Here is a 12,379-nt window from a genome sequence, read left to right as displayed (position 1 = left end):
GGGAGAACCTTATGCGGCAGGCGGTTATTGTGGCCGACAGCACGGCGGATATTCCGCAGTCCATCGCTTCGGAGCTAGGCATTCATATCGTGCCGATGCGGCTGGCCTTCGGCGATCAATCTTTTGTTGAAGGCGTCGATATTACTGCGGAGGAGTTTTACGCTAAACTGACGAAGTCGCGCGAGCTGCCGACGACTTCGCAAACTTCGCCTTCCCAATATGCGGAAGTGTACCGAGGCCTGCTGGATGCCCATCCCGGCGCGCCGATCATCTCGATCCATATCTCCTCCGGCATGAGCGGTACATACCAATCGGCGCGGCTCGCCAAGGAAATGATTGAGGAGGAGCTGGGTCAAGAGTCCGGCATTACCGTTATCGACTCCCTCTGCGCATCCTACGGGTTTGGGCTGCAGGTCGTCCATGCGGCCAGGCTCGCGGGACAAGGGGCGACGGTGGAACGGATTCGCGAAGAGGTGGAGCGGCTCGGACGGGAACGCCGCCTTTATTTTCTCGTCGATACGCTGGAGTATTTGCAAAAAGGCGGCCGGATCGGCAAAGCGGCGGCGATTTTGGGGAATTTGCTCAATATCAAGCCGATTTTGTCGGTGGACCGGGAAGGCGTAATTTATGCCGTCGATAAGGCCCGGGGCCGGAAAAAGGCGCTGTCCCGCGTTATTGAGTTGTTCGTGAACGACTTCGGCGAGAGCAAGGATTTGAACGTGGCGGTGTGCGACGGCGTGAACCCGGAAGGCGCGGCGGAGATGCTGAGCCTGCTATCGCAGCATTTTTCGCTGCATGAGGTTGTTCGCACGAGCATCGGCGCCGTGGTGGGGACGCATGTGGGGCCCGGCATTTTGGCCGTGTTTATGTGGCCGGCTTCCGGGGCCGGCGAGTAGTTTCCGCTTAAGGTTCAATGGGTATGTAAAGCGAGGGATTTCAATATGGATTTGCATGAAATTCCCGTGAGGCAAGTCAGCGGCGTGAGCGCTCTTAAACAGGAGGAGCTTCACGCCTTTGGCATCTTTACGGTGAATGATTTGATCGAATATTATCCGTTCCGGTACGAGGATTACCGCCTCCGCTCCTTGACGGAGGTGAAGGACGGGGACAGAGTGACAGTGCAGGCGAAGATCATGGGCGTCCCCGTTCTGCAGCGGTATGGCCGCAAATCGCGGTTAACGTGCAAAATGGTGGCGGAGGACTGGATGTTTACGGCGACCTGGTTCAATCGTCATTTTTTGCGGGATCAGTTGACGAGCGGCCGGGAAATCATTTTGACGGGAAAATGGGATATGCGCCGCAGCCAATTGACCGTATCGGAATCGGAGTTTCCGGATCGCGGGACGCTGCGCAGCGGCAGCCTTCAGCCGGTGTATTCGGTCGGCGGAAAAATTACGCAGGCATGGATGCGCAAGACGATCGGGCAGGCGCTGCTGCAGTACGGGGAGATGATTCCGGAAATTTTGCCGCAGGAGCTGCTGCGCAAGTACGGCCACATGTCCCGCAAGTTCGCGATTCAGCGCATTCACCAGCCGCAGGACAACGAAGAGGGGCAGCAGGCCCGCCGCCGCATGGTGTACGAGGAGCTGTTTTTGTTTCAGCTGAAGCTGCAGGCGTACCGGGCGATGAACCACGAGCGGATGGACGGCGTGGCGCATACCGTGGACAACGCCACGGTGCGGGAGTTCGTGCGCAGCCTGCCGTTTGAGCTGACCGACGCGCAGAAGAAGGTGGAGCTGGAAATTTTGCGCGACATGCGTTCCCCGTACTGCATGAACCGGCTGCTCCAGGGGGACGTCGGCTCGGGCAAAACGGTCATCGCGGCGATCGCTTTATTCGCGGCGGTGAAATCGGGCCACCAGGGAGCCTTTATGGTTCCGACCGAAATTTTGGCGGAGCAGCATATGCGTTCCTTGACGAAGCTGTTTGAACCGTTCGGCATTACGGTCGGGCTCCTGACCGGCAGCTTGACGGGTCGCAAACGCAAGGATCTGCTGGCTTCGCTGCAGATGGGGCTGGTCGAAATTGTCGTTGGCACGCACGCGCTGATTCAGGAGGACGTGTTTTTCCGCTCGCTGAGCCTCGTCGTCACCGACGAGCAGCACCGTTTTGGCGTCAACCAGCGCAGCATTTTGCGGCGCAAGGGCTTTAATCCCGACGTGCTGACGATGACGGCGACGCCGATCCCGCGCACGCTGGCGATCACCGCCTTCGGCGACATGGACGTTTCGACCTTGTCGGAGCGGCCGAAAGGGCGCAAGCCGATCTCCACGTATTGGGTCAAACATGAGATGATGGACCGCGTGCTCGGGTTTATTTCCCGGGAAGTATTGCAAGGCCGGCAGGCTTACGTCATTTGCCCGCTCATCGAAGAATCGGACAAGCTCGACGTGCAGAATGCCATCGATTTGTACGTAGCGATGCAGCAGGCATTCCCGGACTTCCGGGTCGGCCTGCTGCACGGGCGGATGACGGCGGCCGAAAAGGACGAGGTGATGCGGGCGTTTTACGAGAACGAGGTCCAGCTATTGGTGTCGACGACCGTGGTCGAGGTCGGCGTCGATGTGCCCAATGCGACGCTGATGATCGTGATGGACGCCGACCGGTTTGGCCTGTCGCAGCTGCACCAGCTGCGCGGGCGGGTGGGCCGGGGCGAGCACGCGTCGTATTGCGTGCTTATCGCCGATCCGAAGTCGGAGGTCGGTCAGGAACGGATGAAGGTCATGACCGATACGGACGACGGCTTCGAAGTGGCCCGGCGGGACCTGGAGCTGCGCGGTCCCGGGGATTTTTTCGGCACCAAGCAAAGCGGGGTGCCGGATTTCCGCATCGCGGACATGGTCAGCGATTATGCGGTGCTGGAGGCGGCGCGGGACGACGCCGCCCGGTTGGTGGCCGACGCGTCCTTCTGGACGTCGCCGGAATACGGGGCGCTGCGCGACTATTTGCGGCGGGAGCAGGTTTTCCAGGGCGAGCTGATCGATTAGTGCGAGCACCATGCGGTTGACCGCGGCCGCGGTGATGTTGGCGGCGGCCGCGAAAATAGAAAATAGCGGCACTTTATGTACTTATATCCTGCAGCCTGAGGCATGTTCATTTCCATTAGCGGCATTTTTTATCCTTATTTTTCATTGGATTGTCCACAACACGGGTATTTCCTTGCGAGTCGAGAAAATAGCGACATAAAAATCCTTTATTTCCACAAATAGACGGGTATCGCCGGATTAACGACATTTTTTGTCCCTATGTTTTCTGCATTTATTTCTTGGATATAAAGTGTGGCTATGCACGTTTAAGGACGCTTGAGCGATGTGCTCAGGCGTTTTTTATTAAACGTAATGGAATTTATAACTTAACTTTCGATGCGGTCAAGCATGAAATTGGCAATTAAATATTGATGTAACTGGAGGGGAAGCGATCAATATCTGAAGTTGACACTGGAGTAAAGAAGAGAGCTTTTTCCGGTTTTTGAGGCAACTTTAGGATCAAATCCAGCAGTTGCCGCAGAAGCGATCGCTCCATCAAGCAAAGCGTCCTTGCTTTCTCTACTTCCGCTTTCTTGGTCTATTGTTTAGTGGAATAGTTGCAAAATCTGCACTTACTTATCCGGAATTGCTGCCACATCGCTTGATTAAATGTAAAACCTGCAATTGCTCCGCTACCTTTCGGAAGGAAAGGTAAAAAGACGAATAAATAGTTGTATGAAATACAATTAACCGAATGATTTATGAAATTATGGTAAAATTGGTTGTATAATCTGCAATTCAAGGTTAGAGCCAAGCCGATCAAACATGTTTTTATATACCTATTGTTCGAAACATGCGCCACATACATAACATATGGGATTGCACGACCAAGGACCTCGCCACCGGCGAGGTTTTTCTGTAGATTATAGAGTCCATAAATTTTCAGCGGAGCTGAACGATTCTATAATCGTGGGGAAAAACTACCTTTAAACGCGGTCCGGCTTCTTTGAAAGTACGTCGATATACGTTTTTCTTATAATCGCTGTCTGTCTTTCTAGCTTAACGGAATCAGAATTTGCAATATTCCTTTGAAATAAAATTTTAATGAATAAATATTGTGTTGAAATATTGTGTCGGATAGACTATAATCGAGCTGTAAACGATTGCAAACAGAGAATATTACATCAAAGGGGAGTTTCACATGCTGGAAAATCTGACAACCGAGGCAAGAAACGAACGCACGATGCGCCTGGATGAAATGAGCGTGGTCGAGCTGCTGACGGTGATGAACGAAGAGGATGCGAAGGTGGCCGGGGCGGTTAAGGAAGCGATCCCGCAGATCGCGAAGGCGGTCGCGGCCATTACGGATGCGCTGCGGCGCGGAGGCCGGCTGATCTATATGGGCGCCGGAACAAGCGGGCGGATCGGGCTGCTTGACGCGGTGGAATGCCCGCCCACGTTCGGCACTTCCCCGGATCAGGTAGTCGGGCTTATCGCCGGCGGAAGCAACGCTTTTATCAAAGCGGTGGAGGGTGCTGAGGACCGGGCCGAGCTAGGACGCGCCGATTTAGAGAACCTTAACCTCACCGCAAATGACGCGGTCGTCGGATTGGCCGCCAGCGGCCGGACGCCTTATGTGCTCGGCGGGCTGGAATACGCGAAAGCGGCCGGCGCCGCGACGGTCGGCATCAGCTGCAACAAGAACGCGGCGCTCAGCGAAAAAGCCGATATCGCCATCGAGATTGAGAACGGTCCCGAGGTGTTGACCGGGTCGACGCGGCTAAAGGCGGGAACGTCGCAGAAGCTGGTTTGCAATATGCTGTCGACGGCTTCGATGATCGGTTTGGGCAAGGTTTACGGCAATTTGATGGTCGACGTGCAGCCGACCAACGAAAAGCTGGCCGAGCGGGCCAAACGGATCGTGATGGAGGCGACTTCCTGCGATGCGCAAACCGCCGAGGAGGCCTTGCGCGAAGCCGGAAGGAAGCCCAAGCCGGCCATCCTGATGATCCTGACGGGATGCACGTACGCGGAAGCGCTGGAAAAATTGGAGCAGAGCCAGGGGTTTATCGGCAAGGCCGTGAAAAAAGCTTCTAAACCAGAATAATACCAACAACAGGTAAGGAGGGCTAACCGATGAGTAAATTTGCAGGCATGGCAGAACGTATTTTGGAATCCATCGGCGGTTCCGGCAATGTGGAGCAATTTACGAACTGCATGACCCGGCTGCGCGTTTCGGTCGTGGACCACGGCCGGATCGACGAGGCCGGATTGAAACAAATCGACGGGGTGCTCGGCGTGGTCGACGACGAGACCTATCAAATTATCCTCGGACCCGGCGTGGTCAATAAGGTTGCGGAGGAGTTCGGCAAACTTCTGCAAGCCGGGGGAGGGGGCGAAGCGGGTTCCCCTTCGGGCGGCAAGGCGGCCCCCCTGCGGGAAGGCGCCGACATAAAGGCGGAGCTCAAGCAGAAAAACAACACGCCGTTCAAAAACTTTTTGCGGAAAATCGGCAATATTTTTATTCCATTGATTCCGGCCCTGGTCGGCGCGGGGATTATCAACGGGATCGCCGGCTTGATGAACAACCTGATTACCTCCGGCAACGGCGCGGCCTGGCTCGTTACCCTGCAGCCGATTATAGGCGTTATCGGCTCGGCGTTCTTCGGGTTTCTGACGATCTTTGCCGGGGTTAACGCGGCCAAAGAATTCGGCGGCACGCCTGCGCTAGGCGGCGCGGTGGCTGCGATTATCGTTGCGCCGGCGGTGGCGAATATTTCATATACGTACCCCTTCTTCGGCGAAATCAAGCTGAACGCGGGGCAGGGCGGGATTATCGGGGCGATTTTGGCGGCGGGGCTGATTTCGCTGCTGGAAAAATGGATCCGCAAACGGATGCCCGCGGCGATCGATATCATCGTCACTCCGACCATTTCACTGCTTATCGTCGGCCTGATCACGGTGTTCTTCCTGATGCCGGTCAGCGGCATCATCTCGCAGGGCATCGGGCAGGCAACGACCTGGCTGCTGGCGCACGGCGGACCGCTTTCCGGATTTGTTCTGGCGTCGCTGTTCCTGCCGCTTGTTATGTTCGGCCTGCATCAGGCGCTGATCCCGATTCACGCCGAGCTCATTTCCCAGGTCGGATATACGGCGCTGCTGCCGATTCTGGCCATGGCGGGAGCGGGACAGGTCGGATCGGCGATCGCCATCTACATCAAACTGAAAGCTAACGCGCGGCTGCGCAATATGATCAAAGGGGCGCTGCCGGTCGGTTTCCTCGGCATCGGCGAGCCGCTCATTTACGGGGTCAGCCTCCCCTTGGGCCGGCCGTTTGTAACCGCCTGCCTCGGCGGCGGTTTCGGCGGCGCCTTGCTCGGGTTGTTTGCGATGACGGGAAATTTCGTCGGTTCGGTGGCGATCGGTCCTTCCGGTCTGGTGCTCATCCCGCTGATTCAAGGCCCGATGGGAATCGGCATGACGATCCTCGGCTATCTGGCCGGGCTGATCCTTTCTTACATTGCCGGTTTCCTGCTCACTTATTTCTTCGGTTTTACAAAGCAGATGCTTCTGGAGCATAATAGATAATAGGAGCAACCAGAAAGAAACGTTGGCGGATCTTTGCCGGGCCGCCGCGTTTCTTTTGCGTTAAAGAACGCGGACGGGAAAACGAAAGGGGCGTACAAGTGACGACAGGAAGCATTCTCACGCAAATGGAAGCGGTGCTGGGGCAGTTGCCCGATTCGGAAAGAAAGGCGGCGCAATATATTTTGGCCGAATCGGCGGAAGTTTCCGGTTTGAGCATCCATGCGTTGGCCGATAAAGCGGGGACCAGCGCGGCGGCGATTACCCGGCTATGCCGTTCGCTGGGCCTCACCGGATTTCCCGATTTGAAAATACGGCTGTCCGTGGACAACGCCAAAACGCAAAAACCCGGTTATTACGATATTGAGCAGGGCGAAACGGTTCAAAACATTATTCAAAAAACGGTCTCCAACAGTGTCCAAGCGATTCAAGACACGATGCTTCATTTGCAGCCGCAGCTGATCGAACAGGTGGTGGAGAGCTTCCGGAAAGCTCCCGTCATCCATATGTACGGCGTTGGGGCTTCGGCCATCGTAGCGGCGGACGCCGCTCAAAAATGGCTGCGGCTCGGCAAGCAGGCGTTTGCTCTCCAGGACGAGCACCTGATAGCCGCCGCATTGGCCAGCGCTCCGCCGGGCGCCTTGTTCATGGGCGTTTCGTACAGCGGCAACACCAAGGAAGTGCTGCAATTGTTCCGGGTTGCCCAGAAATACGGAGTTCGCACTATAGGCCTGTCCCGTTTCGGCAATCATAAAGTTTCCGAGCTGGCCGATTTGATGCTGTATACGCCGCAGGCCCCGGAAGCGACGCTGCGCAGCGGGGCGTACGGTTCCCGGCTGGCTCAGCTCGTGGTGATCGATATTTTGTTTTTTGCGTACGCGACAACGCAATATGAGGAGACGATCGTCAGATTGGGACAAACCCACGAGGCGACGGCGTTTCTTAAACAAAGCTGAACAGCCGGCTGGGCCCCGTTTACTTTTTCTGAACTATGTACAGCCTATTCGTCATATATTAGGGTTGAAGTCCGGAATTGACGGGACAGGAGGTGCTAGTCAAACGGTGCCCAGTTATCATCAATATGGAATCAGTCCGCAGCTTGTGGAGCGGGTAAAATTGAAAATGAAAAATCCGGCGATCAAGGATCGGATCAAGCAGATGGTCGACGGCCTTACCCGGGCGGATTTGCAGGATCGTCCCAAGGTGCGCAGGCTCGTCCGAACGGCCGCCTCCGTGCTTGGCGAACGGCTGAGCGGCACGCAGGAGGAACAAATCGTGCAGTTCGTCATCGACCAAAAAATCGATCCGCGCAATACGCTTCACCTGCTTCGGCTGTGGGGGATGTTCCGGTAGGCGCGGAAACGTTCATCGGTAGGTGAAATAGACAGAAATGACAGCGAATTCGTATGCCAGGGCCCTGGAATGGTTTGTACCGGTACCGGGGCCTTCTTTTTCTGTCGTGCTCCGGTCGGACTCCCTTGCAATTTGCTTGCCGTTGTTTTATATTGACATGAGAGTAGGTCAAAACAAAAATGGGAACGATATCTAAACAATGGGAGGAGGCTGCGAGTTTAGTTATGACCCCGCGGACGAAAGAACAAAATGAAGAGATCCGGCTGCGCCGCCTGGTGCAAATCCGCAAAGCGGCGGCCGATGTTTTTTTGGATAAAGGGATGGCTCTGGAAATTCGCGATGTCGCCGCGCAGGCCGGACTCGGCTACGGGACGGTATATCATTACTACAGCAACAAAGGGGATCTGCTGCACGATGTGCTGTGGATGGCGATGGAGCGGGCCGGGGCCTGGCTTATGGAACCGGATGGCGGGCAGGGCGGGCGCGGCAGGCGTTTAAGCGCCCAGGTTGTCCGTCTGCTTGAGGAGTGGGCGGATGATCATGGCTTGTACCTGCTCTACAAGCTTGCCGGGGACGGCTTTCGCCTTCTCCCCGAGGCCCGGGCGCTACCGCTGGCGGACTGCTTTCGGCGGGAGGTGCTGCTCCCGTTTGCCGCCGCACTCGGCATGGAACCGGGCGGGGCGGGCGAACCGGGCGAGCCGCCCGGCAGCGGCCGGGTTGTCCCTGGCCGGTGGCCTTTTGGCCGAAAAGTCCCGGAGGAGCTAATGCGGCGGGCGGAAATGCTGCTGGCCGCGCTGGCCGGCTGCGCCTCGCTCCCGCTTCGCCGGGGAACGCTGCGACAGGATGCGGAACATATTGTGCAGATTGTCCATTTAAGGAGTGAAAAAAATGATTATTTTGAAATCGCCGAGAGAAATTGAAGAAATGAAGCCCGCGAACCAAATCGTAGCCGAGTGCCACCGCGAGGTGGCGAAGCTGATTCAGCCGGGCATCACGACGCAGGAAATCAACGATTTTGTCGCCAGACATATCGTCAAATTGGGCGGCAAGCAGTTTACGAAAGGTTATAACGGCTTCCCTGCGGAAACATGTGCCTCGGTCAACGACGTGGTGGCGCACGGCTTTCCTTCGAACCGCCCGCTGCAGGACGGGGATCTGCTTAAGCTGGATATTGTGGTGGAATACGACGGCTGGTTCGGCGATTCGTGCTGGTGTTACGCCGTAGGCGAGATCAGCCCGGAAGCCGGGAAGCTGATGAAGGTTACCAAGGAATGCATGGATCTCGGGATTGCTCAAGCGCTTCCCGGCAACCGTCTCGGCGACGTGACTTCGGCGATCCAGAAGCATGCGGAAGCGCAGGGGTTTTCGGTCGTGCGCGATCTGCTGGGGCACGGTGTCGGCCGGAGCCTGCATGAAGAGCCGAACTACGAGCATATCGGCGTTGCCGGCAAGGGCATCCGCCTCAAGGAAGGTATGGTGTTTACGGTGGAGCCGATGATCAATGAAGGCACGTTCCGCATTATGATCGATGACGACGGGTGGACGGCGCGCACGGCCGACGGCAAGCTGTCGGCTCAATTTGAACACACGATCGCGGTTACGGCGGATGGACCGCTTATTTTAACCGCCCAATAAAAGTCGTCTTTCCATGACGAAGCCATTCATGAAGCGGATCGGGCGTCGAATCTTGAATTCAGCCGGGCCTTCCGTTGCTCACGTACCCAAAACGTACGCTCCGCTCCTGACGTCCCTAGCTTCATCCAACCTTCTCGGTCCAGAAAATCCGACTTGTTGAACTCAAACTTAGAGCGGCCCGAAAATGGGAAACGAAGCTGCTTCCAAAATGCCCGAAAGGCTTTTGGGAGCGGCTTTTTTTTGCGCCGGCCGGTCTGCCAAATTATCCAGCATAAACCTGTTGATGCCGCGAATATTTGTTCGTATTATGAATATGATAAGAACAAACGTTCTTGCTGGAAGGTGCATGAAGATGTTCGAGGAGCGGCGGACGGATCGATCCGGGCATCGAGGCGCGTTATTTGTGCCGGGGACCCTTGCGAATTTTCCATGCTTTGGGGCATGGTGAAAGCTGAAATCAGGCAGCGCCTCTACAGCTATCTGGGGAATTGACATGACGAAAGAGGGGATGTTCTCGTGAAACCTTATGCCTGAACGGACGATTTTTCTGGTCGACGGCCAATCATTCTACGCTTCTATCGAAAAGGCTGCTCATCCGGAGCTAAAGGATAAACCGGTAGCCGTAGGCGATCCTGCGCGCCGGTCAGGCATCATTCTCGCAGCCTGCCCGGTTGCCAAGTCGCGTGGGGTGACGACGGCCGAAAGGGTAGGTGAGGCGCTGGCAAAATGCCCGGATTTAAAGGTCATTCGGCCGAGAATGCAGACCTACATCGCCATATCCTTATTGATTACCGAGATCTTCGAGTCGTTTACCGATCAGGTTGAACCTTACAGCATTGACGAACAATTTCTCGATGTTACCGGCTCAACTGCCTGTTTTGGTCCTCCGGCAGAAATTGCCAAACAAATCCAATCCCGCGTGCTGTTGTCGACGGGAGTTTGGACGCGCTGCGGAATCGGACCAACAAAAGTATTAGCCAAGATGGCCACGGATAATTTCGCGAAAAAAAGACCTGAAGGGATCTTCAGACTTGGCTTTGACAATATCGAATCTGCTTTGTGGCCGCTGCCCGTACACCAAATGTTTATGGTGGCTTCGAGGATGTCCCGCCACTTTATGAGAATGGGATTAAATACGATTGGCGACATAGCACGGTTGGAATTGTCCGAATTCAAACGGCGCATGCGCCGGGAGATGGGAAAGCAAAGCGATATTCAAGCGGAATACTATTGGCAGACGGCGAGGGGCATCGATCCTAGCCCGGTCGTGCCGAGTATTCGTAACCAATTGAAATCGATTAGCCATGGCAAGGCACTGCGAAGCAGCCTTTATCGAAAGCTTGAAGATATTGAGGTTGTCCTTTTGGAGCTTGTCATAGAGGTCTGCCGGCGCAGCCGGAGGCATGGATACATGGGCCAGGTGGTGACAGTGAGTGCGGCGGAGACTGACGGAGAGCGGTCTGCAGGGTTTAGCCGGCAGGTAACACTGCAGCAACCTACGTCGCTTTCTCATGAAGTAGCGGCGGCAGCGCTGGGAATTTTTCATAAATATTGGAATGGCATGCCCGTAAGTCACCTGCATATTTCGCTCACTCAGTTGGTGGACGATAGTGTCTATCAGCTTACGTTATTCGAGGACCGGGAGAAAGCTTACGGTTTGGAAAGAGCGACTGATGAAATTAAAGATCGATTCGGCAGCGCCGCTATTATGCGGGCATCCTCTTTATTATCGGCAGGAGTAGCGCGAGAACGAGCGGAACAGATAGGAGGTCATTACAAATGAGCAAACTGGACGGTAATGAGCGGTGGAAATCAAAGATGCTGCTCACCGAGCATCAAGAGCAATATGAAAGCCGAAATGATCCCAAAAAGACGTCTCGGCCCACAACAGAGGAGCTCAGTATGATCCGCGACTATATCTTGCTGCCTTACATGCTTACGATGGTGCAAAAGAGCGCAGATGACATTGAGCGCAGCCCTAACCTTCTAAAACAGCTTTACCTGGCAGCCGGCCAAGCGGTCATAAACAAAATAAGCAAAGACATGTATGATCTAAGGCGTGAATTGACCAAACGCAACATAAAGATCATCAGTGACGAACATGCGGATTTGGTCGTTTATCACCGTTTTCTGTGTCGAGGATATGAGGATCGTTTTGGGATGACCCGCGATGTTATGCGTTCGGAAATCAGCGTCCGGTTGAAAAAATATATTAAAGAAGTCGTTGGCCGAATAGCAAATGAAAAATAACCCTCTTATTTTCGTGCAGCATTGATGAACGGGGCAATGAATGGCGTGTGCGGCCAAAGGCTGTACCGCCATTATTGTCATCAAGGCGCAGAAACTCTAATGTGCTGAAAATATCCAATCAAGCCGCTTTATTTACCATTAAATTTATATTTTTATTTAATATTTCCAATTTTAATGGCGCTTAAGACTGAAAACTTACCCCCAAAATATGCGAAAAATAATTGAAAGCGTTTTATTTCTTAAGGTTTTGTCCAGAAAATTCCCCCCGAAAAAGCCCCGCCTTTAGGAAATAAGTCGCCAACCAAGGACTTCGTACATGACGGAGTTTCGCTTCCGGGAAACACGAAAAAGCGCTAGGCCTAGCCTGGGACCAGGGAAGCTTTTTTTGACGCGGTTTGTAACTTTCTGAAATCGCAAAAAACCGCGTGATTACGCGATTTTTAAATATGACTTTGGTATCAATTTTGTAACCATTATGGAAAATGGTGTAAAATTCCAGCGAAACTTAGCAATTTTTTGCGCGTCTATTATTGACGGAATCGTCCGGCAGGGAAAATGGAGGGGGCCAACCGCACCCCGGAATACGGGCC

At 54.7% G+C, this 12,379-nt stretch carries 10 protein-coding genes; all 10 read left to right on the top strand.

Features of this window, described 5'->3' with window-relative positions:
• Nucleotides 1–11 precede the first annotated feature (11 nt).
• The 10 genes from NYE69_RS23635 to NYE69_RS23590 all read left to right on the top strand — a co-directional run bounded on the left by NYE69_RS23635 (nt 12) and on the right by NYE69_RS23590 (nt 11,789).
• A complete protein-coding gene (locus tag NYE69_RS23635) occupies nt 12–896 on the top strand; it encodes a DegV family protein (RefSeq protein WP_328274020.1) in 885 nt (294 codons plus the stop codon).
• Between the two features lie 45 nt (nt 897–941).
• Nucleotides 942–2,987, top strand: a complete 2,046-nt coding sequence (recG, locus tag NYE69_RS23630; RefSeq protein WP_340928136.1) for an ATP-dependent DNA helicase RecG — start codon at nt 942–944, stop codon at nt 2,985–2,987.
• A gap of 1,180 nt (nt 2,988–4,167) precedes the next feature.
• Nucleotides 4,168–5,073: an N-acetylmuramic acid 6-phosphate etherase gene (murQ, locus tag NYE69_RS23625; protein WP_340928135.1), complete on the top strand. Its 906-nt coding sequence runs from the start codon at nt 4,168–4,170 to the stop codon at nt 5,071–5,073.
• 29 nt (nt 5,074–5,102) lie between these two features.
• Entirely contained in the window at nt 5,103–6,554 is a 1,452-nt protein-coding gene (locus NYE69_RS23620) for a PTS transporter subunit EIIC (protein ID WP_328273852.1), read from the top strand.
• A gap of 98 nt (nt 6,555–6,652) precedes the next feature.
• A complete protein-coding gene (locus tag NYE69_RS23615; RefSeq protein ID WP_328273853.1) occupies nt 6,653–7,507 on the top strand; it encodes a MurR/RpiR family transcriptional regulator in 855 nt (284 codons plus the stop codon).
• A gap of 166 nt (nt 7,508–7,673) precedes the next feature.
• On the top strand, nt 7,674–7,904 hold the full coding sequence (locus tag NYE69_RS23610; protein WP_051985844.1) for a stage VI sporulation protein F: 231 nt from the start codon (nt 7,674–7,676) through the stop codon (nt 7,902–7,904).
• A gap of 224 nt (nt 7,905–8,128) precedes the next feature.
• A complete protein-coding gene (locus tag NYE69_RS23605; RefSeq protein WP_340928133.1) occupies nt 8,129–8,824 on the top strand; it encodes a TetR/AcrR family transcriptional regulator in 696 nt (231 codons plus the stop codon).
• Nucleotides 8,793–9,539 carry a type I methionyl aminopeptidase gene (gene map, locus NYE69_RS23600; protein ID WP_213510314.1) on the top strand — a complete coding sequence of 249 codons (747 nt, stop codon included), beginning with the start codon at nt 8,793–8,795 and terminating at the stop codon, nt 9,537–9,539. Before NYE69_RS23605 ends, map begins: the two co-directional genes overlap by 32 nt.
• Nucleotides 9,540–10,065: 526 nt before the next feature.
• Nucleotides 10,066–11,322, top strand: coding sequence for a DNA polymerase IV (locus tag NYE69_RS23595; protein WP_270618688.1), 1,257 nt, complete (start codon nt 10,066–10,068; stop codon nt 11,320–11,322).
• Nucleotides 11,319–11,789, top strand: a complete 471-nt coding sequence (locus NYE69_RS23590; protein ID WP_213510316.1) for a hypothetical protein — start codon at nt 11,319–11,321, stop codon at nt 11,787–11,789. Before NYE69_RS23595 ends, NYE69_RS23590 begins: the two co-directional genes overlap by 4 nt.
• Nucleotides 11,790–12,379: the final 590 nt, after the last annotated feature.

It is taken from the genome of Paenibacillus sp. FSL R5-0527 (assembly GCF_038008055.1).
GTDB classification, from domain to species: Bacteria; Bacillota; Bacilli; order Paenibacillales; family Paenibacillaceae; genus Fontibacillus; species Fontibacillus macerans.
This window is presented reverse-complemented; position numbering and strand designations above follow the sequence as displayed.